19 protein-coding genes are annotated in these 24,406 nt (G+C 51.9%); 16 read left to right on the plus strand and 3 right to left on the minus strand.

What is annotated here, in order from left to right:
• Positions 1–130: 130 nt before the first annotated feature.
• The gene (locus JRJ22_RS07540) at positions 131–1,171 is read right to left on the minus strand and encodes an acyltransferase family protein (RefSeq protein WP_206103903.1); all 1,041 of its coding nucleotides are present in this window, start codon (positions 1,169–1,171) and stop codon (positions 131–133) included.
• A gap of 188 nt (positions 1,172–1,359) precedes the next feature.
• On the opposite strand from JRJ22_RS07540, the gene JRJ22_RS07545 reads away from it, so the two are divergent.
• The 4 genes from JRJ22_RS07545 to mgrA all read left to right on the plus strand — a co-directional run bounded on the left by JRJ22_RS07545 (position 1,360) and on the right by mgrA (position 4,765).
• Positions 1,360–2,109: an alpha/beta hydrolase gene (locus JRJ22_RS07545; protein WP_232381065.1), complete on the plus strand. Its 750-nt coding sequence runs from the start codon at positions 1,360–1,362 to the stop codon at positions 2,107–2,109.
• A gap of 27 nt (positions 2,110–2,136) precedes the next feature.
• Positions 2,137–2,901: an HAD family hydrolase gene (locus tag JRJ22_RS07550; RefSeq protein WP_206103905.1), complete on the plus strand. Its 765-nt coding sequence runs from the start codon at positions 2,137–2,139 to the stop codon at positions 2,899–2,901.
• Between the two features lie 30 nt (positions 2,902–2,931).
• Positions 2,932–3,669 carry an NAD-dependent protein deacylase gene (locus JRJ22_RS07555; RefSeq protein ID WP_206103906.1) on the plus strand — a complete coding sequence of 246 codons (738 nt, stop codon included), beginning with the start codon at positions 2,932–2,934 and terminating at the stop codon, positions 3,667–3,669.
• Between the two features lie 91 nt (positions 3,670–3,760).
• The gene (mgrA, locus tag JRJ22_RS07560) at positions 3,761–4,765 is read left to right on the plus strand and encodes an L-glyceraldehyde 3-phosphate reductase (protein ID WP_206103907.1); all 1,005 of its coding nucleotides are present in this window, start codon (positions 3,761–3,763) and stop codon (positions 4,763–4,765) included.
• Between the two features lie 189 nt (positions 4,766–4,954).
• Here mgrA and JRJ22_RS07565 read toward each other — a convergent pair whose 3' ends face one another.
• Entirely contained in the window at positions 4,955–5,812 is an 858-nt protein-coding gene (locus JRJ22_RS07565; RefSeq protein ID WP_206103908.1) for an AraC family transcriptional regulator, read from the minus strand.
• Positions 5,813–6,047: 235 nt separating this feature from the next.
• On the opposite strand from JRJ22_RS07565, the gene JRJ22_RS07570 reads away from it, so the two are divergent.
• The 12 genes from JRJ22_RS07570 to pulA all read left to right on the plus strand — a co-directional run bounded on the left by JRJ22_RS07570 (position 6,048) and on the right by pulA (position 22,301).
• Positions 6,048–7,226 carry a galactokinase gene (locus JRJ22_RS07570; RefSeq protein WP_206103909.1) on the plus strand — a complete coding sequence of 393 codons (1,179 nt, stop codon included), beginning with the start codon at positions 6,048–6,050 and terminating at the stop codon, positions 7,224–7,226.
• A gap of 1 nt (position 7,227) precedes the next feature.
• The gene (galE, locus tag JRJ22_RS07575) at positions 7,228–8,214 is read left to right on the plus strand and encodes a UDP-glucose 4-epimerase GalE (RefSeq protein ID WP_206103910.1); all 987 of its coding nucleotides are present in this window, start codon (positions 7,228–7,230) and stop codon (positions 8,212–8,214) included.
• A gap of 38 nt (positions 8,215–8,252) precedes the next feature.
• Positions 8,253–9,833 carry a UDP-glucose--hexose-1-phosphate uridylyltransferase gene (locus tag JRJ22_RS07580; RefSeq protein WP_206103911.1) on the plus strand — a complete coding sequence of 527 codons (1,581 nt, stop codon included), beginning with the start codon at positions 8,253–8,255 and terminating at the stop codon, positions 9,831–9,833.
• Positions 9,834–9,990: 157 nt separating this feature from the next.
• On the plus strand, positions 9,991–11,154 hold the full coding sequence (locus JRJ22_RS07585; RefSeq protein WP_206103912.1) for an iron-containing alcohol dehydrogenase: 1,164 nt from the start codon (positions 9,991–9,993) through the stop codon (positions 11,152–11,154).
• A 221-nt stretch (positions 11,155–11,375) separates the two neighbouring features.
• Positions 11,376–11,912, plus strand: coding sequence for an NfeD family membrane protein (locus JRJ22_RS07590; protein ID WP_206103913.1), 537 nt, complete (start codon positions 11,376–11,378; stop codon positions 11,910–11,912).
• On the plus strand, positions 11,912–13,450 hold the full coding sequence (locus JRJ22_RS07595) for a flotillin lipid rafts scaffold protein FloT (protein WP_206103914.1): 1,539 nt from the start codon (positions 11,912–11,914) through the stop codon (positions 13,448–13,450). Before JRJ22_RS07590 ends, JRJ22_RS07595 begins: the two co-directional genes overlap by 1 nt.
• A gap of 57 nt (positions 13,451–13,507) precedes the next feature.
• Positions 13,508–14,014: a hypothetical protein gene (locus tag JRJ22_RS07600; RefSeq protein ID WP_206103915.1), complete on the plus strand. Its 507-nt coding sequence runs from the start codon at positions 13,508–13,510 to the stop codon at positions 14,012–14,014.
• Between the two features lie 133 nt (positions 14,015–14,147).
• A complete protein-coding gene (glcT, locus tag JRJ22_RS07605; RefSeq protein WP_206103916.1) occupies positions 14,148–15,017 on the plus strand; it encodes a glucose PTS transporter transcription antiterminator GlcT in 870 nt (289 codons plus the stop codon).
• Between the two features lie 292 nt (positions 15,018–15,309).
• A complete protein-coding gene (gene ptsG / locus JRJ22_RS07610) occupies positions 15,310–17,367 on the plus strand; it encodes a glucose-specific PTS transporter subunit IIBC (RefSeq protein WP_206103917.1) in 2,058 nt (685 codons plus the stop codon).
• Between the two features lie 115 nt (positions 17,368–17,482).
• On the plus strand, positions 17,483–17,758 hold the full coding sequence (locus tag JRJ22_RS07615; RefSeq protein WP_206105029.1) for an HPr family phosphocarrier protein: 276 nt from the start codon (positions 17,483–17,485) through the stop codon (positions 17,756–17,758).
• Positions 17,751–19,463, plus strand: coding sequence for a phosphoenolpyruvate--protein phosphotransferase (gene ptsP, locus JRJ22_RS07620; protein ID WP_206103918.1), 1,713 nt, complete (start codon positions 17,751–17,753; stop codon positions 19,461–19,463). Before JRJ22_RS07615 ends, ptsP begins: the two co-directional genes overlap by 8 nt.
• Positions 19,464–19,904: 441 nt before the next feature.
• Positions 19,905–22,301, plus strand: a complete 2,397-nt coding sequence (pulA, locus tag JRJ22_RS07625) for a type I pullulanase (RefSeq protein WP_206103919.1) — start codon at positions 19,905–19,907, stop codon at positions 22,299–22,301.
• Positions 22,302–22,402: 101 nt separating this feature from the next.
• On the opposite strand, the gene JRJ22_RS07630 is transcribed toward pulA, so the two are convergent.
• Entirely contained in the window at positions 22,403–24,007 is a 1,605-nt protein-coding gene (locus tag JRJ22_RS07630) for a sensor domain-containing diguanylate cyclase (protein WP_206103920.1), read from the minus strand.
• Positions 24,008–24,406: the final 399 nt, after the last annotated feature.

A 24,406-nucleotide genomic window follows, 5' to 3' on the forward strand; every position in this document is an offset into this window, starting at 1 on the left:
CTCATATACAATGGATCAGGCCGGAGAATCTCCGGCCGGAAATTACAATAACGCCCCGCTTCGTGAGCGGATACTCACTCCTTAAGCAGGGCGTTCGTTTATTGAATGGGGCTGGAATAGACCGGTAATGTCAGGGTGTGCGGCGCAGGGCGGCGCGCTGCAGCGTGATCATCCAGTTCACAGACGGTTCAACCAGCGGGTGAAGCAGCCGTTTGACTGCCGGCTGGGCCAGCAGCACGGTGAGGAGTACGGCAGTGAGCAGTACAAGAGCGGCCCCTGCAGCATTGCCGATATAGTCATAGATTCCGGAAGCGGCGGCAAGACGGACAACAAGGCCGTGAAGCAGGAAGACGTACAGCGTACGGCGGCCCCAGTCGGTCATCCGGCTCAGCCCGTAAGGGACGAGCCCCAGAAAGGCTAGCGAAGCAATAATCTGCACAGCATATAGCGTCAGGCGGTACAAACCTGCGTACCATTCCTCCGCTCCAAGCTGCATATAAGTCATGTTGCCATACAGCCAGCCGAGTGGAATATCCGGGCCCGATACAGCCAGAACAACAAGGATTAGAAGGGAGGCAGCAGCTGCTGCGGCCTTAATATATTTCTGATACAGCTTGGCGAAGGCGGCAAAGGAAAAATGATAGCCGATTACGAAATACGGCAGATATACAAAGGTGCGGCTGATGCTAAACCATACCCCGTCAACCTGTAAATATCCGACAGCAACTCCCGCAGCTACGGCGAAGGCGATTTGAGCGGTTTTGGACCACTTGCCCATGCCGAGCATCAGCAGACGCCAGCAGGCATGACTGGCCAGGAACCATAACAGCAGATAAGGTGCGAATATAGAATGATGTATGCCTTTTACATGAAAGAGGGAAACATCCAGCGCAGAATACAGACTCTGAAAAATCAGGTACTGCATGCCGATCTGAAGCAGTACTTTACGGCCTGCGGCCCCGTTCAGGCTCTGCTTCGCGAAATAACCGGTAACAAGCACGAACAGCGGCATATGAAAACTGAAGATCCACATATACAGCCCGTGCATGCCATTCATTCTGGTGATTAGAGGTTCGATAGCATTGCCGGCAAACACAGTGATGATAAGCATGAAACGCAGGTTGAGAAAAAAGGTTTCCCCACGCGCCTCCAGCGGATTTTCCCTTACCATAACCTAACCCCCAAAAGTTGATCTATAAAAATAAATTAATTTAATTTTAAAATACATGATTTCAGGTTTTGATATTGTGAATTCAATCACAATGGAAAGCGCTATCAGGCGGATTAATTGTGGCGATCTGTTGAAGGTTGTTTGATTTCTTTGATTACTCTATAATTTTCTGTATGCAGTACACGGGAGTGAAACTATTGAAGAAATTGATATCCAGACGAAGAGTCCTCCTTTCACTTGCAGTGCTTCTGGTTATAGCGGGAATTCTGCTCTGGAGATATTTGACCCCTTATGCCCCTGCTGAGAATGCCGAGTCTGCGCTGATCTCTGCAGGAGGAGTAACAGTAGAACAGAATGATAACTGGATTTCGTTTGAACCATCGGTAATATCGGGTACGGCAGTGATTTTCTATCCGGGCGCACTGGTTGAGGCCGAGGCTTATGCGCCGTTGGCCCACAAAATCGCTGCCGCAGGGCATCCGTTTTACATAGCCAAAATGCCGCTCAACCTGGCGGTCATTAAGGGAGATGCCGCAGATGAAATGATCCGTGTGCATCCCCGGCAGTCCTTTGTGCTGGGCGGCCATTCTCTGGGCGGTGTGATGGCGTCGCGTTATGCTGCCGGACATGCGGACCAGCTGGAAGGCGTGTTTTTCCTGGCCTCTTATCCGGACGAGAAAGGCAACCTCAAAGATACTACACTGTCAGTCTTATCTGTGCTTGGAACGGAGGATAAGGTAGTCGACAGAGACAATTACAATGAAGGCCGGGCTTATTTGCCGGGCAATACGGTATACTACTCCGTCACTGGCGGTAATCACGCCCAGTTCGGAAGCTACGGTCCCCAGAAAGGTGACGGGGAAGCGAAGATTACCGAAGAAGAGCAGCAGAACCGCACAGCACGGGCGATGCTGGACTGGCTGGGCAATCTTCGTTAGCACGTAACGTGAGAGAGGAGGCGGAGCATGCCGCTGCTGCATGTGAATGATTTATCGGTACCCTGCCAAGCCATTTTATTCGACAAGGACGGCACGCTGCTGGATCTGCTAGCAACCTGGGGAACCTGGGCTGAACTGGTCCTGCAGGGGCTGGGCGAGCAGCTGGCGCTGATTGGAGACGGCTTCAGCGGCGATCTGTCCGGGGTGCTCGGCACCCGGCATGATGCTTCCGGCCGGGTGATTGGCTACGATCCGGCCGGGCCGCTCTCCATGGCTACCGCTGAGGAGACTTACGGCATTCTGGCCTGGCATCTGTACAGCGCCGGGGTTCCCTGGAACGAGGCGGTGACGAGGGTCACGGCCATTGCCAAAGAGGCGATGAACGAACTGCGGACCCGCCGCTTTGCAGCACCTTTGCCGGAACTGCTGCCGTTCCTGCAGCAATGTGCCGCCGCCTCCATAAAGCTTGGAGTCGTCACTTCTGACGGCTCCGGGACGACTGGAGAGCAGCTGGAGTGGATGGGTATTACCGGATACTTTCATATTATTGTAACAAGGGACCGGGTTAGCCGCGGCAAGCCGGCTCCTGAAATGGCTGAAACGGCTTGCCGTGAGCTTGGAATTCCGCCGGAGTATACAGTCATCATCGGCGACAGTAATGCAGATATGCAGCTCGGTAAAGGTGCCGGCCTGCGCCTCTCCATCGGGATTTCCCCGGAGGGATCCGCCGGTCATTTACTGGATGCTGACACTGTAATTGCCGGTTATCATGAGCTTCGCCTTACATGTTGAACTCTTGCTAAGAAAGGATGCGTGTAGACCATGGATCAATTGCAGACACTGGTTTCCTGGATCAAGGACAGCGGCAACATTGTATTTTTCGGAGGGGCAGGCACCTCTACCGAAAGCGGGATTCCGGATTTCCGCTCCGCAGCGGGCTTATATCAGAGTGAGCATAACTCCCCGTATCCGCCTGAAGTGATGCTAAGCCGCAGATTTTTTATGTCCTCACCGGACATTTTTTTTGATTTCTACCGCAGCAAAATGATCCACCCGGACGCACCCCCGAACGGTGCCCACCTGCTGCTGGCAGAGCTTGAGCGCCAAGGCAGGCTGAAGGCGGTAATCACCCAGAATATCGACGGGCTGCATCAGCTTGCCGGAAGCCGCACTGTATTCGAGCTGCACGGCTCGATACACCGCAATCATTGCATGAGCTGCAGCCGGTTTTACGATCTGAATCAGATCATTGAGTCGGCTGAGCGGGTGCCCCGCTGCCCCGAATGCGGCGGCATCATTAAGCCAGATGTAGTGCTGTATGAGGAAGAGCTGGATCATGATGTGCTGTTAGGCTCCATCGCGGCAATAGCCGCTGCTGATCTGCTGATCATCGGCGGAACCTCGCTTACCGTGCAGCCGGCAGCCAGTCTCGTCACCTATTTTCACGGACGGCATACGGTCCTGCTGAACGGCGAGCCGACTCCCTACGACCATCATGCTGATCTGATCATAACGGACCGGATCGGTGAGGTTATGGGGAGAATTCAAGAGCTGCTTTGAACGGTTTTCTAGTATGTGAGATTACAATGGAGGCGTACGGTTTAAAATAGGGTAATGCAGCATCAGAGGAAACGAGAGGCAGGGATCGGCAATGGTATATGTGGCTAGCGATGAACGGTATGAAATTATGCGTTACAACCGCTCGGGCAGATCGGGCCTCAAGCTTCCGGCCATATCACTGGGACTGTGGCATAACTTCGGCGGGATCGATGCCTATGAGAACGGCCGGGAAATGATTACACGCTCGTTTGATCTTGGCATTACCCATTTTGATCTGGCCAATAACTATGGTCCGCCTGCCGGTTCGGCAGAGGATCTATTCGGCAAGGTACTTGCCCGTGATCTTTCCGCCTACCGTGATGAAATGGTGATCTCTACAAAGGCGGGATATTATATGTGGCCGGGGCCTTACGGTGACTGGGGATCACGAAAATATATGCTGTCCAGCCTGGATCAGAGCCTGAAGCGGCTGGGGCTGGACTATGTGGATATTTTTTATTCACACCGTCCGGATCCGCACACCCCGCTTGAAGAGACAATGGGAGCGCTTGATCATGCCGTACGTACCGGGAAAGCGCTCTATGTTGGAATATCCAACTATACGGCGGAGCAGACCTTGGAGGCCATCCGGATTCTGAACGGGCTGGGCACGCCGCTGCTGATTCATCAGCCGAGATACTCTATGCTCGATCGCTGGATTGAAGGCGGCCTGCAGCAGGTGCTGGAAGAGAACGGGGTCGGCAGTATCGCATTCACTCCGCTGGCCCAGGGGCTGTTGACGAATAAATACATGAACGGGATTCCCGAGGACTCCAGAGCTGCCGGCCCGTCCACCGCGCTGAGTGAAAGCCGGATCACGCCGGAGGTGCAGCGCAAAATCCGCGCACTCAATCAGCTGGCCGTCTCACGCGGACAGAGTCTGGCGCAGCTTGCGCTTCAGTGGACGCTCCGCGGCGGTAAGGTGACCTCGGCGCTGATCGGCGCCAGCCGGGTGACCCAGATTGAAGAGAATATCGCCGCCTTGTCCCACTCTGAATTCTCGCAGGAAGAACTGGACCGGATCGAAACGATTCTTAAAACTGAGAGTGAAGCCTGACGGTCTGAACAATTTCTATAAAATGGATAATCAACTTAGTTGTATAGAGTACTAATAAGTACAGCGGGGTAACCCCGGGCAGCCCGTTCCTGAGAAGGAAACGGGCTATTGCTCTAAATAAAGGTAAAGCTCGAAGAAAAACAAGGGAAACGGCCACTTTATCCGGGCTAAGTCCAAGATTGTAAAGGTCTATTTCTCACCATGCCTCGCAGTGGCCAGGCGGTAGGATGTCGGGGATTGGCTGCAGAAACGCTTGAACTGGCGCGAGAAGTACAGCGCATCGGTCAGCCCGACAGAAGCGGCAACCTGTTCGACTGACAGCTCCGGACGCTCGCGCAGCAGCTGGCGTGACTTCTCAATGCGCAGCTTGAGCAGGTAGGTTACAGGCGACAGACCGGTCTCCTGCTTGAAAATCCGCGACAGGTAGGCTCGGTTATAGCCCAGGCTGCCGCACATTTGCTCAATGGACACCGGATGGGCATACTGGGAGGCCATGTAGTGGATCATTTGCTTTACGGTGCGTTTGACCTGCGATTCCGCCCCCGCCAGCCGCGAGGAGGAGAGGTGGCGTTCAGCAGCTTCCCCGATAATCAGATACAGATAACCGAGTGAAGTGAGATGGGCGCTCTCCTTATTGGCATAGAAGGATTGCATCATCCCGGTTACAGCTCCGGGGATCACCGTGCCTTCTGCGGTGGTGAGCACCGGCTGCTGCGGCGAAAAGCCGGCCTGCAGCACAAGCTCATCCGCATCTGCTCCGGTAAATGCCGCCCAGCGGTAACACCAGGGCTGCTGCTGATCCGAGACGTAGCTGACGAGCTGGCCCGGGTGGATCAGGAAGCAGTCTCCCGGACCCAGCGCGTATTTGCGGTGCTCGGTAGTAAAGTGGCCGAAGCCGGATTCGATGAAATGGAGCAGATAATAATCGTAGATCTTCGGACCGGCCTGGTGTACCGGCAGGGTCTGGCTTTCGCCGGCAAACAGGACATGCAGATTCTGTTTATCATAGTAAACGGGGTTTGAGCCTACGGAATAAGTATGTTCCACACTGACAGATCCTTTCCTTAAGTTAACGCTATCAATGCCCTGTATGCGGGCGGAGGGGGAGAATGCTGCTTATCCGGCCTTTACAAAGTATAACGCGCTAAGTCACATTTATCCATACATTACACACATGATTGCATTATCAGGGCAAGTCTGATTTTATTATAATGTAAGCATAAAGAACGCATTAATATTCCAGCAAGCCAAGTGAAAACAGCGAAAGGATGGAGTGGCATTAATGAGCATACAGGAACTTAACAGCAAATTTATTGAGAAGTACGGCGAAAGCACCGAGGAGGCGCGGGTATTTTATGCTCCGGGACGTGTAAATCTTATCGGAGAGCATCTGGATTACAACGGCGGTTACGTGTTCCCGGCAGCACTGGACTTCGGCACCACCCTGATCGTGCGTCCGCGTACCGACGGTAAGGTTCGGTTCGCTTCCACGAACTTCCCTTATGAAGCTACTATCGACTACAGTGAAATCGGCAAAGCCAAAACCGGGGAATGGGTGGATTATCCAGTCGGTGTTCTGGTTGAGCTGGCGAAGAAAGATCTTCCGCTCACCGGCGGCTACGATCTGCTGTTCCACGGCGATATTCCGAACGGGTCCGGCCTTTCCTCCTCGGCTTCCATCGAAGTCGTGACCGGCTATGCCTTCCTGTCGCTGCTGGGCGGAGATACGGATACTGTAGAGATTGCCCTGTTGTCCCAGCGCGCAGAGAATCAATACGTGGGTGTCAACTCGGGGATCATGGATCAGTTCGCAGTAGCCAACGGCAAACGCGACCACGCCATTCTCCTGATGTGCGACACGCTGGAATACAGCCTGGTACCATTTGCAACCGGCGCCTATAAGCTGGTAATCGGCAATACGAACAAGAAGAGAGGACTTGTGGATTCCAAGTACAACGAGCGCCGCAGCCAATGCGATGAAGCGCTGGCCATCCTCAAGCAGGAAGTACCTTCCCTGTCCTATCTGGCAGAGCTTAAACCTGAGCAATTCGAGCTCCATCAGGATAAAATTGCTGACGAGACCGTCAGACGCCGTGCCCGCCATGTTGTGGAAGAGAACCAGCGTGTGCTTGACTCTGTGGAGGTGCTGAAGAACAACGACCTGAAGCAGTTCGGCCTGTTCATGAATGACTCCCACATTTCGCTCCGCGATCTGTATGAAGTGAGCTGCGAGGAGCTGGATGTTATGGTTGAAGAAGCACAGCGTATTCCCGGCACCCTCGGTTCCCGGATGACCGGAGCAGGGTTTGGCGGATGTACAGTCTCGCTGGTTCATGAAGATGATGTGGAACGCTTTATCCGTGAAGTAGGCGAAGCTTATACAGCAAGAACCGGTCTTACCGGCGAATTCTATGTATGCGGCATCGGCAACGGTGTAGAAGAACTAGAAGGAGTGAAATAAGATGGCGATTCTAGTAACAGGCGGAGCAGGGTATATCGGATCTCATACAGTGGCGGAGCTGCTGGACCGGGGTGAGGAAGTTGTTGTTATCGACAATCTGCTGACAGGGCACCGTGAGGCGCTGCTGGGCGGCAAGCTGTATGAGGGCGATCTGCGCGATAAGGAGCTGCTGGCGAAGCTGTTCTCCGAGAACAAGATTGAAGCGGTAATTCATTTTGCCGCCAGCTCGCTGGTCGGTGAGAGCATGAAGGACCCGGTTAAATACTACGATAACAATGTGTACGGCACCCAATGTCTGCTGGAAGCCATGCAGCATGCCGGTGTGGACAAAATCGTCTTCTCCTCGACGGCGGCGACCTACGGCGAACCGGAAAAGGTGCCTATTGAGGAAAGCGACCGCACAGAGCCGGCGAATGTATACGGTGAAACCAAGCTGACCATGGAGCGCATGATGGCCTGGTTCGACAAAGTACTAGGCATCAAATATGTCGCACTCCGCTACTTTAACGCTGCTGGCGCACATAGCAGCGGCAAAATCGGCGAAGACCACCGTCCGGAGAGCCATCTGGTTCCGCTGGTACTGCAAACAGCACTTGGCCAGCGCGAGAGTATTGCTGTCTTCGGAGATGACTATCCGACGGAGGACGGAACCTGTGTACGCGACTACATCCATGTCAGCGACCTGGCTGATGCCCATATCCGCGCGGTAACCTATCTGCGCAGCGGCAGCGCCAGCAATATTTTCAACCTTGGTAACGGTCTAGGCTTCTCGGTGAAGCAAGTGATTGAAGCTGCCAAGAAGGTAACAGGCCGGGATATTCCAGTTGTTGTCCAGGAGCGCCGCGCCGGTGACCCGGCGGTGCTGGTAGCTTCCTCGGCTAAAGCGCGTTCGGTACTCGGCTGGAATCCGCAGCGTGCAGACATCGAAGATATCATTCAGAGCGCCTGGAACTGGCATTCTGCGAACCCGCAGGGTTACGGAGAATAATACACAGATTACGCTAGACCACATGAAGGAGAATTAACATGCCTAACGTTAACCATGCCGCTCCCGCCGGACAGCAGGCCTTGTATGCGATCGAACAGCTTGTCCTGTTCGCTTCGCACCACCAGCTGATCCAGCCGGCGGATGTCGATTACAGCCGCAATGAATTGCTCGACCAGTTCGGATTCAGCGAGCCTTATGCTCTGGAGTTCAACGAAGCTCCGCTGACCAGCCCGCAGGCTCCACTTGATGTGCTGATTGATTACGGCTTCGAAACCGGGATTATTCCGGAGAACACCGATACGTACCGCGATCTGCTGGATGCCAAAATCATGGGACTGCTGATGGCTCGGCCTTCGGAGGTGAACGCCGAGTTCTACAGGCTTACTGCCGAGCAGGGCATAACTGCGGCTACAGACCGCTTCTATAAGCTGAGCATCGATTCCAACTATATTCGGATGGACCGTGTCGCTAAGAATGTCTACTGGCTGCAGGATTCGCCGTACGGTGACATTGAGATGACGATCAATCTGTCTAAGCCGGAGAAAAGTCCAAAGGAAATCGCCATGGCCCGGCTGCTGCCGCCGCCGGTCTATCCGAAATGCCAGCTCTGCCGCGAGAATGTCGGTTATGCCGGCCGGGTTAATCACCCGCCGCGTCAGAACCTGCGCATTATTCCGATGGAGCTGAACAACGAGAAATGGTTCTTCCAGTATTCACCGTATGTGTACTATAACGAGCATTGCATCGTCTTCCATCATGATCATGTGCCGATGAAGCTGACCAAGGATACGCTGAAACGGCTGCTCTCCTTTGTAGAGTCTTTCCCGCATTATTTCATCGGATCCAACGCGGATCTGCCTATAGTAGGCGGGTCGATCCTGACCCACGATCATTTCCAGGGCGGACGGCATACCTTCCCGATCCAGAAAGCGCCGAAGGAGGACAGCTTCACTCACGCCTCTTATCCTGGGGTAAGCCTAAGCATCGTCAAATGGCCGATGTCGGTACTGCGTCTGCATGGGGAAGACCCGACAGTGCTTCTGGAATGCGGAAATGCACTGTATGAAGCCTGGCAGGGCTACAGTGACCGGGAAGCTGATGTGCTGGCGTTCAGTGACGTAGAAGGAGTGCAGACTCCGCATAATACGGTTACTCCTATTGTGCGCCGTGCAGAGGATGGAGGCTTCGAGATGGATCTGGTGCTGCGCAACAACCGGACCAGCGAGGAGTATCCTGAAGGGATCTTCCACCCGCACCGGGAGATGCACCATATCAAGAAGGAGAACATCGGCCTGATTGAGGTAATGGGGCTGGCGATTCTGCCGGGACGCCTGAAGGAAGAGCTTGATGCGGTTGCCGGGATTCTTGCCGGAGATCAGGCGCTGCAGCGGGCAGTGAAGAATGAAGAAGGCCACGCACTGGCACTGCATGCCTCCTGGATCGATGAGCTTGTGGAACGCTTCGGCACGGGACTTGACCGTGAGGAAGCGGTTAAGGTTGTACAGAATGAGGTGGGCATCAAGTTCACGCATATTCTGGAGCATGCCGGAGTATACAAACGGACACCGGAAGGACAGGCAGCCTTCCGCCGGTTCGTCCAAAGCTTCGGTGCAGTATAAATAAGAAGTACAAACTACTGATGGAATGTCCCGGCCCTTGCGGCTCGGGGCATTTCTTATATGCCAGAGGAAGATTGCTGCCCCGATTTGTATGCGGCCCGCCGGAGGTCTATAATATACTATTGCATCCTATTATCTAAACTACGGAGGTACACATATGCGTAAATTTGATTTTTATAACCCTACCAAGCTGATATTTGGACAAGGAACCTTGCAGGCGCTGCAAACGGAAGTGCCGAAATACGGTAAAAATGTACTGCTGATGTACGGGGGCGGCAGCATCAAACGCAGCGGTCTCTATGATAATGTGCTTGCAGAGCTGAAGGCAATCGGAGCGGTCGTTACAGAATTGGCCGGAGTTGAACCGAATCCGCGCTTGTCCACTGTACATAAAGGCGTGGAACTGTGCCGTGAGCACAATATTGAGCTGATTCTTGCTGTCGGAGGCGGAAGCGTGCTGGACTGCGCCAAAGCTGTAGCAGTAGGAGCGAAATATGAAGGCGACATGTGGGACTTTGTAGAACGTAAGGCCGCTCCGCAGGGCGCACTGCCGCTGGGCACGGTGCTGACAATGGCAGCGACGGGTTCGGAAATGAACAACGGTTCAGTAATCACAAATGAAGTCACCAAGGAGAAAATGGGCTGGGGCAGTGTACATGCTTACCCGGCATTCTCTATTCTTGATCCCGAGAATACCTTCTCTCTGCCGCGTGACCAAACCGTCTATGGCATGGTGGACATCATGTCCCATACGCTGGAGCATTATTTCCACACCGACGGCAATACGCCGCTGCAGGACGGCTTCTGTGAGACGCTGCTGCGCACCGTCATTGAAACGGCTCCGAAGCTGATCGAGGATCTGAACAATTATGAGCTGCGTGAAACGATCATGTACTGCGGAACGATGGCGCTGAACGGTATGGTGAGCATGGGCTTCGCCGGTGACTGGGCTACGCATAACATTGAGCATGCCGTCTCAGCAGTATATGATATACCGCATGGCGGAGGATTGGCGATTCTTTTCCCGCAGTGGATGAAGTACAATCTCAGTACGAATCCTGCCCGCTTCCGCCAGCTTGCGGTGAACGTATTCGGAATTGATCCTTCCGGCAAAACGGATGAAGAAGCAGGACTGGAGGGAATTGAAGCCCTGCGCAGCTTCTGGGATTCCATCGGCGCTCCGAAGACGCTCGGTGATTATAACATCGATGACAGCGAAATCGGCAGCATGGCCGATAAAGCCGTGCGGTTCGGGCCTTTCGGCAACTTCCGCAAGCTGCAGCGCGAGGATGTTGTGGAAATTTACAAAATGGCGCTATAAGAGCTGGAGACTTTTTTCGGCCAATAGCGGCTCATAATATCAAGGCAAGCCGTTCCGTAAAAGGAGCGGCTTGTTTTTTTTGGCCATGAAAATTTCAGGATTCCATCTTGCCAAAAGATCCAATAATGAGATATTAATCCAACTTTGTGAAACCAAGGACATGGTTTGAGCGTTTATACTAGTATGACAGTCCGTATCTACAAGACGGGAGGGGGATGTTGATGCAAACGCTGTATTTGGGCTGTTTGACGCTGGGCGTAATTTTTGCGTTGGTCAGTGTGCTGGTGGGGGATCTGATCGGGGGTACTTTGCACGGGATTTTTGATTTCGTCTCGTTTGATTTCCTGAATCCTGCGGTGCTGACAGGAGCAGTTACGGTATTCGGAGGAGCAGGAATCCTGCTTACGCGCTACAGCGGGCTGGAAGATGGTGCTGTTCTTGCCTTGGCATTGCTGATAGCGGCGTTTATGGCGGTGGTCCTGTATCTCGCAGTGATCAAGCCGATGGATAAAAGCGAGATGTCCACGGGCTTCTCTATGAATGATCTGCCCGGTAAGATAGGTGAAATCACGGTCCCGGTTCCGGCGGCAGGCTATGGGGAGATCATGGTGAAGTTTGGCGCGGGCAACAGTCTGCACACGGCGGCGAGCTTCGAACACCAGCCCCTTCCTGCCGGGATTAAGGTAGTTGTTGTGGAGGTCCGTGAAGGCGTTGCACTTGTATCAGAATTTGAAGAGAGAAAAGGAGCGGATATGTAATGTACGATATTATTCCTGATTATTTGTTAATTCCTGCAGTAGTTGTTGCTGTACTGTTTGTACTGGGGATCGCTTTCTGGGCCCGTTATAAGACAGTAGGCCCTGATGAAGGGATGATTGTCACCGGTTCGTTTCTTGGCAGGAATCATATCTCCGATGATGGCTCCGGCCGCAAAATCAAAATTGTCCGCGGGGGAGGCGCCTTTATCCTCCCGGTGTTCCAGAAGGCCGAATTTATGTCGCTGCTCTCCCATAAGCTTGATGTGACAACCCCGGAAGTATACACCGAGCAAGGAGTTCCCGTTATTGCCGACGGCGTGGCGATCATTAAGGTGGGCAGCTCCACTGAGGATGTGGCAACAGCTGCTGAGCAGTTCATGGGGAAACCGATCGATGCGCTGAAAAGTGAAGCCCAGGAGGTGCTTGAGGGTCATCTGCGGGCTATTCTCGGTTCAATGACCGTAGAAGAGGTGTACCGGAACCGGGACCGATTTGCCCAGGAGGTGCAGGGCGTGGCTGCGCGTGATCTGAAGAAAATGGGGCTGCAGATCGTCTCGTTCACAATTAAGGATGTGCGCGACAAGCACGGTTACCTTGAAGCACTCGGGAAGCCGCGGATTGCCGCTGTGAAGCGGGATGCGGAAATCGCTGAAGCGGAAGCACTGCGGGATGCGCGGATCCAGAAGGCGAATGCGGAGGAGCAGGGGCAAAAAGCTGAGCTGCTGCGTGATACGAACATCGCCGAAGCGTCGAAGGACAATCAGCTAAAGGTCGCTGCGTTTAAGCGTGATCAGGATACGGCCAAGGCGGAGGCCGACCAGGCCTACCATATCCAGGAGGCGCGTGCTAAGCAGACAGTGGTAGAGGAGCAGATGAAAGTTGAGCTGGTCCGCAAGGAGCGCGAAATCGATCTGCAGGCTAAGGAAATCCAGGTCCGCGAGAAGCAGTATGATGCGGAAGTGAAAAAAAAGGCGGAAGCCGACCGCTATGCGGTAGAGCAGGCGGCGGAAGCCGACAAGGCCAAACGGATGCGCGAGGCGGATGCCCTGCAGTACAGTATCGAGAAGCAGGCACAGGCGACTTCCGAGCAGAAGCGGCTTGAGGGTCAGGCGGTGGCCGATGCAGAGCTGGCCAAAGGTAAAGCGGAAGCCGAGGTTATCCGGCTGCGCGGTCTTGCCGAAGCAGAGGCTAAGGAAAAGCTGGCTGAAGCCTTCCAGAAGTTTGGCGAAGCTGCTGTCCTCGACATCATCGTCAAGATGCTGCCTGACTTGGCCGGTCGGATTGCCGAGCCGCTGGCTTCCATCGACAAGCTTACAGTAGTGGATACCGGCAACGGTGAAGGTGCAGCCCGGGTCAGCAATTATGTGACCCAGCTGATGTCCACCGCCCCGGAAATGCTGAAGAGCGTCTCCGGCATTGATGTAGAGGCACTGATCAAAGGACTCACCAAGAAATCCGTGCCGGCGCCTGCAGGCAGCATCATCCATGCTGTGCCGCAGCCGCAAAGTCCGGCTGAGAGCAAGGAGTTAAACGAATAGCTGAACCCATGAATTTCTGCTAAAGGCGGAGCCAGACTTCTCCAGCTGAGGCTCCTTATGAATCAGCACGTCTCCTGCAATAGCAGACGTGCTGATTCTTCTGTATTTAGGCACTGGCTGCTAATTTTGAGAGTAGTATCAGATCGATCGGCTATTCTCCGTAATTTCCGCATTCGTCTGCTTCGCATCAGCGGGCTTAATCTGATTCCGGCTGCGGCCATCAGTCTGGCGTTGAACCTGCTGATTCTATTGTCCGGAGAGACCTGGGGTGCGGCGGAAGCCTTTGCTTTCTGCGGAACGATTCTCGGGTTGTCACTGTTCTTCTCTGTGCATCATTTGTTTATGTACTATATCTTCCAGCCCTACAGTACAGAACTGAACGTGAAGAATCCGTTTTTCAGCATCATCAACAGCATCATCATGGCGGTAGGGATCATTTGTATGCAGTTCCAGAGTACACCAGCGTATTTCGCCGTGACTGTACTCCTGACAGCAGCAGCCTATATGGTGATTGCCCTTTTCCTGGTCTACAAATATTCAGGAAGAACCTTCCGTGTAAAATGACTGCTACCCCGGTACTCTTCTAATAACCGATTCTTGATGTTATGATGGTAGCTCAAGTATAATCTACACATGCTGCTATGATAGACAGGCTGCTCGAAGAAACAGGTATTCAGAAGTAAAAGAGGTGTCAGAAGTGGGCAGCATAACAGTGGCCAAGGTACTCAATAACAATGTAATTATTGCCCAGCACCCCCAATATGCCGAGGTTGTCGTGATTGGCAAGGGAATCGGGTTTAACCGTAAAAGCCGTGACAAAATCAATCTGTCCTCCGTGGAAAAGATGTTTATTCTACGCAACCAGCAGGAGCAGGAACAGTATAAGCAGCTGGTCCCCCAGGTAGACGAGAAGCTCATTGAGGTTGTGCAGGAAATCGTACTGCATATTATTCAGAGCAGCAGTCAGCCGCTCAATGAACACATCCATATTGCACTTACAGATCATATTTCATTTGCCATTCGCCGTAATGAGCAGAATATCGCAATTCACAATCCTTTTCTGTATGAGACCAAAGAAATTTATCCGGAAGAATACAGACTGGCAGAGTATGCGATAGGAAGGATTAACGAGATCATGGCGGTAACTTTGCCGGTCGATGAGATTGGTTTCGTTGCCCTGCATATTGTCAGTGCGCTCAGCAACCGGGATATCTCGGAGGTGAAGCAGCATTCGCTGCTGATCGGAGATTTAGTGAACCTGGTGGAAGATAATTTGAATTACCGTGTTCCGCGTGATTCGCTGGATTATTCTAGGCTGGTCACCCATCTGCGTTTCGTGCTGGAAAGGCTGCGCCGCGGTGAAACGGTGCGGGAAACCTCCTCCCTGGACGGACTGATGAAGCGTGAGTATCCGGAAATGTACATGCTGGCCTGGAAGCTGACCAAAGTCATTGAACAACGGGTCCGTATTCCCGTATATCCGGCAGAAGTAAGCTATCTGACGATTCATTTGCAGCGCCTGGCTCAGAAGAAAGAGGATGAGGCGGATATGGAGCAAGAGCGGTAAACACTGAGGCCACAAAAGCTTTTTTTGGGGTTAATGTATAAAAATGATTTTATTCAAAATCATGCTTGCAACTTTGAATTATCGATGCTACAATGATCCCTGTTATCCATGAACAGAATACCAACGTGTAACTGATACGATCAGGCATGAGTGATTTACAGTATTTATGGTTGTAATCCCCTAAGTCGGGGTAATCTAACTTTAGTGTTAGAAGGCAACCTGTATGCTGTATTGCTCATGCCTTTTTTGGCGTTTTGTTTGGGAAGAAACTTTGATTAAGGAAGTGACCTCAATGTTCAAAAAGTTGTTTGGCGTTTTGCAGAGAGTCGGTAAGGCTCTGATGCTTCCTGTAGCAATTCTGCCTGCGGCAGGTCTGCTGCTCGGAATCGGCAACATGCTGGTTAACCCTGACTTCCTTCAATATGTTCCGGCATTGGAAAACGATGTGGTTCAAGCCATTGCCAATGTGTTGATGAACTCAGGACAAATTGTCTTTAGTAACCTGTCACTCCTGTTTGCAGTCGGGGTAGCCATCGGGCTTGCCGGCGGTGAAGGGGTAGCCGGACTTGCAGCGATTATTGGTTTCCTGGTTATGAACGTGACCATGGGTACCGTGCTTGGAATCAATGAATGGGTGCTGAGCAAGCAGGACTTTGCTTATGCCAGCGTCTTGGGGATTCCAACCCTGCAGACCGGTGTGTTCGGCGGTATCCTCGTCGGGATACTCGCAGCGTCTATGTACAAACGGTTCTTCCGTATTGAGCTGCCGTCGTACTTAGGCTTCTTTGCAGGAAAACGTTTTGTGCCGATTATGACGGCTGTAACCTCATTGATCCTCGGTCTTGCACTGACGATCATCTGGCCGCCAATCCAGCATGGCCTGAACTATGTGTCGCAGAGTATGATCAACACGAATCTGACGCTTTCGGCCTTCATTTTCGGGGTCATTGAGCGTTCATTGATTCCTTTCGGTCTGCATCACATTTTCTACTCGCCATTCTGGTATGAATTTGGAAGCTACATCGATAAAGCCGGCAACCTGGTCCGCGGGGACCAGCGGATCTTCATGCAGCAGCTGCGCGACGGTGTAGAATTCACAGCGGGTACCTTCACTACCGGTAAATATCCGTTCATGATGTTCGGTCTGCCGGCAGCAGCACTGGCGATTTACCATGAAGCCAGACCCGAGCACAAAAAGGTTGTCGGAAGCTTGATGGTATCTGCAGCGCTCACTTCCTTCCTGACAGGGATTACTGAGCCGCTGGAATTCTCATTCCTGTTTGTTGCACCGCTGTTGTTTGCAGTACATGCGATTTTTGCCGGATTGTCCTTTATGACCATGCACATTCTGAATGTGAAGATCGGGATGACCTTCTCCGGCGGTTTCATCGACTATGTATTGTTCGGTATTATTCCGAACCGTACAGCTTGGTGGCTGGTTATTCCGGTAGGTCTGGTGATTGCTGTAATTTACTACTTCGGATTCCGCTTCGTTATCCGCAAGTTCAATCTCAAAACTCCGGGCCGTGAAGATCCGACTGATGATACAGAAGAAACGGATGGCGCAGCCGTCTCCACAACCGGTGACGATCTGCCGCGCAACATTCTTGCTGCGCTAGGCGGCAAAGAGAACATCACGCATCTGGATGCCTGCATCACCCGTCTCCGGGTTGAGGTTAAGGATAAAGCGGGTGTCGATAAGAACCGTCTGAAGAAACTTGGCGCTTCCGGGGTGCTTGAAGTCGGAAACAACGTTCAGGCGATTTTCGGAACTCGTTCCGATACCATTAAATCGCAGATTCAGGATGTTATGAACGGCAGAACACCTGCGCCTGCCCCTGCTGCTCCGCAGCCTGAGCTTGAAAAAGCAGCAGGTGAACAAGGAACAGCGATCATTCCAGAGGACATTGTATCTCCGGTTAACGGCGAGCTGCTTGATATTACGCAGGTTCCTGACGCTGTCTTCTCGCAAAAAATGACAGGTGACGGCTTTGCCTTCCTGTCCAATGACGGCAAAATTGCTTCGCCGGTATACGGTAAAGTATTCAATGTATTCCCAAGTAAGCATGCAATCGGCATTATGTCCGACGGCGGCAAGGAAGTACTTGTACACATTGGCGTAAATACAGTGAAGCTGAAGGGTCAAGGATTTACGGTTCTTGTCGAAGAAGGCGATCTGGTAGCAGCCGGACAGCCGATTATGGAAGTGGATCTGGAGTATGTGAAAGCCAATGCGCCTTCCGTTATTTCACCGGTCATCTTCTCCAATCTGCCGGAAGGTTCTACAGTTACCCTGAAAAAGCCGGGCAAGGTTGTTATCGGCGACAAGGATATCATCACGATTCAGTAAAATGTGCAATGGCGCAGCGCATCCATTATAATCTAGTGGAGGCGCTGCCCTCACTTATAAACATATGCGATTAACAACAATACCAAAAAATGAACAGAAAGCGAGTTGGATTATTATGCAAAAAACTTTCAAAATTGTTGACGAAGATGGAATTCATGCACGTCCAGCAACTGCCCTGGTAAATACAGCTACTAAATTTAAAGGTACAGAAGCCTTTGCAGAAGCAAAAGGTAAAAAAGTAACTCTGAAATCCATTCTCGGTGTATTGTCCCTGGGTCTTGAAGCAGGTGACACCCTCAGCCTGATCACTGAAGGCAGCGAGGAAGCCGAAGCACTTAGCGCATTGCAAGATGTGATGATCAAAGAAGGGCTGGGAGAGATTCATGAGTAAAATTTCAGGAATCGCGGCTTCAGCAGGTATTGCAGTAGCCCGTGCATTTATCCTGGAACATCCGGATTATACGATTACGAAGACTGCGGTAAGCGATGTGGAAGCCGAACTGGCCAAACTGCAAGCTGCCTTGGAGAAATCGAAGGGCGAGCTGCAGGCTATCAAGGAACGTACACTTGCTGAGCTTGGCGAGAAGAAAGCGGAGATTTTTGAATCTCACCTGCTGATTCTTGAAGACCCTGAGCTGATCAGCCCCGTAATGGATAAAATCCGTGAAGAAGCGGTTAATGCAGACTACGCTTTGAATGAAGTTGCTACGCAATTCGTAGAAATGTTTGAGAATATGAAAAGCGCGTACCTGCAGGAGCGCGCCGCCGACATGCGCGATGTAACCAAGCGCGTACTGAACCATCTGCTCGGTATTCATTACGTGAGTCCTGCAGAGATCAATGAAGAAGTTATCGTTATTGCGCTGGATCTGACTCCATCTGATACAGCACAGCTGAACCGCAAATTCGTTAAAGGTTTCACAACGAATATTGGTGGACGTACTTCCCACTCGGCGATTATGGCCCGTTCTTTGGAAATTCCGGCTGTTGTCGGCACCAAAAACGTACTGTCCCTGGTTAAAGCAGGCGATCTGGTTATTGTCGACGGTTTGAGCGGCGATGTCCTGATTAACCCTAGCGATGCTGAAGTGGCAGAGTATAAAGCGAAGCAGGAAGCCTACGATCTGCAGATTGCAGAGTGGAAGAAGCTCCGCGATGAAGCAACCGTATCTGCTGACGGCAAGCATGTAGAGCTGGCTGCCAATATTGGTACACCTAATGATGTGACAGGTGTAATTGAGAACGGCGGCGAGGGCGTAGGCCTGTACCGTACGGAATTCCTTTACATGGGCCGCGATAAGCTGCCTTCTGAAGAAGTTCAATACAACGCTTACCGTACTGTACTCGAGAACATGAATGGCAAACCGGTTGTTGTGCGCACACTGGATATCGGCGGCGACAAGGAGCTGCCTTATCTGGAGCTTCCGAAGGAAATGAACCCGTTCCTCGGCTTCCGTGCTATCCGCCTGTGTCTGGACCGTCAGGATATTTTCCGCACCCAGCTGCGCGCTTTGCTGAGAGCAAGTGCCCACGGCGATCTGCGGATCATGTTCCCGATGATTGCCACACTGGGTGAATTCCGTGCAGCCCGCGACCTCCTTCTTGAGGAAAAAGCGAAGCTGCGTGAAGAAGGCAAGGAAGTCTCCGACAATATCCAGCTGGGCATCATGGTTGAGATTCCTTCTACCGCTGTACTGGCTGACCAGTTCGCCAAGGAAGTTGATTTCTTCAGTATCGGAACAAATGACCTTATTCAATATACAATGGCTGCCGACCGTATGAATGAACAGGTATCGTACCTGTACCAGCCATACAACCCGGCGATCCTGCGTCTGGTCAAAATCGTGATCGACGCGGCACATGCTGAAGGCAAATGGACCGGCATGTGCGGTGAAATGGCTGGTGACTCCACCGCGATTCCACTGCTGCTTGGACTGGGTCTTGATGAATTCAGCATGAGCGCTACTTCCATCCTGCCGGCACGCAGCCAGATATCCAAGCTGTCCGCTGCGGACATGAAGGAAATGGCGGCTAAGGCGCTGCAGCTCGGCACTGCCGAGGAAGTTGCTGCACTTGTGCAGAGCAGCGTACAGTAATTCGGTTCAAGAGCAAGATCCGTTTTGGCAAGTTCACTTTTCCAACTACTCTATGCCGGTCTCCTAACAGGAGGCTGGCTTTTTTTATGGCATCTGAAATCAGACATACATCAATTTACAGTGGCTGTTTGAGCCATAGCGGGTTATACTTTCGTTAGAATAGCAACTTTCCCTTTATTAGCTTAAGTGTGAACTCGTACCTGCCGATATATGAAGTGTAGGATGCAGAATAGGCTGTTGGACCCAAACCTGTGAACATAGTGTTACATATACTATTTTGAGCCAAGTTATTTGGTTGAATCCAGAGTAAAGAGACTCGATGCAACTCACTTGCAAAAAGGTGCAAGTATTATTTATGAATGATGTGGAAATAGTTGGAATTAAGTAAGCAGATCCGTTTTCCGGCGTTTTTCACGGTGAACAGTAGGATGGTGATAATGTATGAGCAGCAATTATATAAATGCAGAGACCGAATTAGAAACCTATGAAGGGAAAGACCTTGGCTTAACCTATACGGCAGAATATAGCCAATTCAAAGTATGGGTGCCGTCGGCCTTTACCGTATCGCTTGTGTTGTATGAAACCGGAGGGAACGGTAGTGCCAACTCATTCCTTAATAGCAGGGACAGCGGAAGGATCATTCCTATGCAGCGTGAGGCTGGCGGGGTTTGGCAGGCACGGCTTTCCGGTAATCTGAAGGGCAAATATTATATGTACCGCGCCGTATTTGAAGATGGAACGATGCACGAAGCCGCCGATCCTTATGCAACCGCTGTTTCTGCGAATGGCGTACGTTCAGCGATAGTAGATTTGCGGGATACGGATCCGGTGGCTTGGGACGCGGATAAGTCTCCGCAGCTGCAGCACCCTGCCGATGCTGTAATCTATGAGCTGCATGTGCGGGATTTCTCGGCCCATGAGAGCTCCGGCATGCTGAACAAAGGCAAATTTAAGGCGTTTACCGAAACCGGTCTTACGGATAAAGACGGAAATGCGCTGGGGATAGACCATTTGGCTGAACTTGGAATTACTCATGTGCATTTGCTGCCGGTATTTGATTTTCAGACTGTAGATGAACTGAAGGCAGCCGGTGAGGCTTCCCGTGCGGAGTATCATACGGAGTATAACTGGGGTTATGACCCGCAGCATTATAACGTTCCGGAGGGCTCTTACAGCACGAATCCGAATGACCCGGGGACCCGCATCCGCGAGTTTAAAGAAATGGTGCAGGCGCTGCACAGCAAAGGGATCGCTGTGATTATGGATGTCGTGTATAACCATACCTATTCGGTGGAAAAGGGGCCATTTGAGCCGCTGATTCCTGATTATTTCTACCGCCATGATTATTTAGGCAGATTGTCCAACGGTTCCGGCGTAGGCAATGAAATTGCCACGGAGCGGCCGATGGTCCGCAAATATATCAAGGATTCCCTGGCTTACTGGGCCTCAGAGTATCATATTGACGGGTTCCGCTTCGATCTGATGGGTCTGATGGACAGTGTAACGATCCGCGAGATCACCGAGGAATTACGGCTTAATATCAATCCGAACCTGCTGATTTACGGGGAACCCTGGACAGGCGGAGATTCGCCGCTGGCTGCCAAGACCCTCAAAGGTGTACAGCGCGGCAAAGGCTATGCTGTATTTAACGATAATTTCCGTTCGGCGATCAAAGGTGACAGTGACGGATGGGGCAAAGGATTCGTAACCGGTGAATACGGCAAGGAAGGTGCGGTGGCATCCGGTATTAAAGGCGCGATCCATGAATTTACCGACTCGCCGTTGGAGACGGTCAATTATGTGACCGCTCATGATAATTTAAATCTCTGGGATAAGGTGCTTGCGTCGCAGGGCTTACGGCAGGCGGCTAATCTGCCGGAGCTGGACAACGGAGGGCTGAGAGGCGGCGGAGACGTTGAGGAGGCAGTCCGTGCAGCGAACCCGTATTTCGGCATCGATCAGCACAATATTTTAGGCAATGAGACCGTGCGCCGCTCCTTGCTGGCCAATGGTCTGATTCTGACCTCTCAGGGCATTCCTTTTCTGCATGCCGGGGATGAAATTCTGCGCAGCAAATACGGTGATCATAACAGCTACCGCAGCCCTGATGCCATCAATGCCATACGCTGGGAGAATAAACAGACATTTATGCCTGTCTTCCAGTATTACAAGGGTCTGATTGAGCTGCGCCGCACGCACCCTGCCTTCCGTCTGCATGGGCGCCAGGAAATTGAACGTTCGCTGGAATTCCTCCGCTGTGATAGCGGTGTAGTTGCTTATATGCTGAAGGATAATGCGGGCGGTGACGTGTGGAACAACATTGTAGTCATATTCAATGCCAATCCGGGGCCGGCCACGCAGAGTCTTCCTGATTCCGCGGACTGCTGGAACGTAGTGGTGGACCATACTTACGCCGGAACAGAGGCGTTCCGCATCGTTACAGGTCATGAAGTACAGCTGGAAGGGCTGTCAATGATGGTGCTGTATGATGGATATGGTGAGCCTGCACCCAGAGCCAAAATCATTGAGGTCCATTATGACCGTCCGGACGGCGATTACAGAGGCTGGAATCTTTGGGTCTGGGGTACAGGTATCCAGGATGGGCAATGTGATTTCCGGCAAATGGAGAATGGACGCGCAGTAGCAAGGATTGAGGTGGTTCCGGGTACGGAATCAGTCGGCTATATTTTGCGGCTTAATGATTGGGAAGAGAAGGAAGCAGGCGGTGACCGGTTCATTGATTGCTCCGGCAGTGAAGAGCTGATTAAGGTTCTGGTCAAGGACCGGCAGCAGATGGACGAGGGCGATGCGGATGGACCGCTGCAGCTGACCAGTTAAAATCGATACTGAAGTTGAAGATACAAAAGCAAGAGGCTGTGCTTTCCCTTAAAGGGTGCACAGCCTCTTTGCATCATATATAGGTTGGTATTTATTATATTTTATTTGGATTGATCCGAGAATTCCTCATCCACCTGCTCATTATACATATTGGCCTCGTTACCGCCGTGATTCTTGGAGCGGTACATCGCCAGGTCAGCTGCCCGCAGCAGTTCATTGATGCTGCCTCCATGCTGTGGATACAGGGCTACTCCGATGCTGGCCGAGGTGTGGAAGCTGGACCCTTTGTTGACGGACCAGGTCTTATTAAACAACTGCAGGAGCCGTTCCAGTATCTCATCCAGCATCTCTGGACTTGTGAACCGGTGAAGCACCACTGCAAATTCGTCGCCGCCTATACGGAAGGCCTGGCCGGAGCCTTTAACGGTCTGCTGCAGTTCACGGGAGAGCAGCTGCAGGAATTCATCGCCGGCCAAATGGCCAAGGGTGTCATTCAGCTGCTTGAACCGGTCGCAATCGAGCAGCGCCAGCGCTATATCCTGTCTGCGTTCTTCCGGCTGGTTAATGAGATTCTCCATGTACATTTTAAAGTGAGCCCGGTTCGGAATAGCTGTTAGATGGTCATAGAAGGCCAGCTTGTGCAGCCGTTCTTCATATTGCTTACGCTGTGTAATCTCGCGTGAAATGAGCATGAACTGGGCCGGGAACACCTTGTTACCGCTGATGGGCGAGACTTTGGTCTCCAGCCATACCCAGTTTCCTTTCGAGGAACGCATACGCAGCTCTGAAATACGTGATGTCCCCTGTACGGCGCTCTTCAGCTTCGCCCAGGTAATCTCCGCTTCACGGATATAGTTGGATAGCGGTGCACCTTTCTCCGGAATATAGCCAAGCACACTTGCATGTGAAGGCGAAGCATACAGGATCAGACCGTTCGGATCGGTCAAAATAATAAAGTCCGACATGGTCTCCCCGATGATCTGGTAAAGCGATTTCTCCTCCAGCATTTCCTTCTGCATCGCGATCAGCCTGCGGCTGAGATAAATAATGACCATGATTAACATGAACAATAAAAGCGAGTATACGGCGAATAAAGTGCTCTTCTTCTCGCTAAATTCCACGGTGATCTGCTGGGCATAGTTGTCGATCAGATTCTCCGCCTGGTCCAGATTACTGCGCGTTTCATTCAGCCGGGTATTGATAAGCTCCGCTGAGAATGCCTCCGGATTCCAATCGCCTTGCACCCGCCGGGAAATAAGGTCCCTCCCGGTTTCTTTCCACAGCTTGAAGGCGCTATCGAAGTTTACCAGCTTCTCGTTTAATTCACTGAGCAGCAGTTCGCTCTGCTTCATTCCCTTATGAGGATTCTGCAAAGCGCTGATATTGTAGCTGGCCATGTTAAGACGCTGCTTGATTTGTGTGTTATTGTCTTCAAAATCTTGCGCGAACAGACTAAGCTGCTCACCCGAAACATCCGGATTCATCGCGCCATGGAGTGCGACTGCCCCCTGGTAGAGATCCCGGTCAGCATTCAGAATCAGCTCCGAGTTCTGATAAACATCGCTGTATAAAGAATCTGAGAGTCTGTTAATTGTTGAATTCAGATACAGTAAGGAAGCGATGCTGATCACTACCAGAAGAATTGAGATAGCAGCAAAGACAAGAATTAATCTGCGTGTGCTTTTAATATCGGATAAACCGGCCACTGTCATCCTCTCCCCGCATCAAACTTTGAGAAACGTCATTGCTGTGTGCAAGAAACATGCGGTACGGATCCACTGCGGAGCTTGGCCCTTCAGAGCTAGAGGAGGGTCATTCAAAAGTTACAGGAAAGCAAAGCTTCCGTTACTATTCACGATTCTGCCCATCTGTCTAGGATTTCCCGCTTGTACTGCTTAGGGTGGAATTGTTATCTATGTCTTTGAACAGCCACGTCACCGTTCGAGGGCCGGGATGCTGCGATTCCCGGTATTCCGGGTCAGCATACGAGGCAGAAGGAGGATGTAGACATATCTTACAACATACCTGAAAATTATGTATTAAACCCTGCAAATTATTTATATTCCAGCCCTTAAGTCCTATTACCCAACTTTTCTGTGAACGAT

Source organism: Paenibacillus tianjinensis, assembly GCF_017086365.1.
GTDB lineage: Bacteria > Bacillota > Bacilli > Paenibacillales > Paenibacillaceae > Paenibacillus_AQ > Paenibacillus_AQ tianjinensis.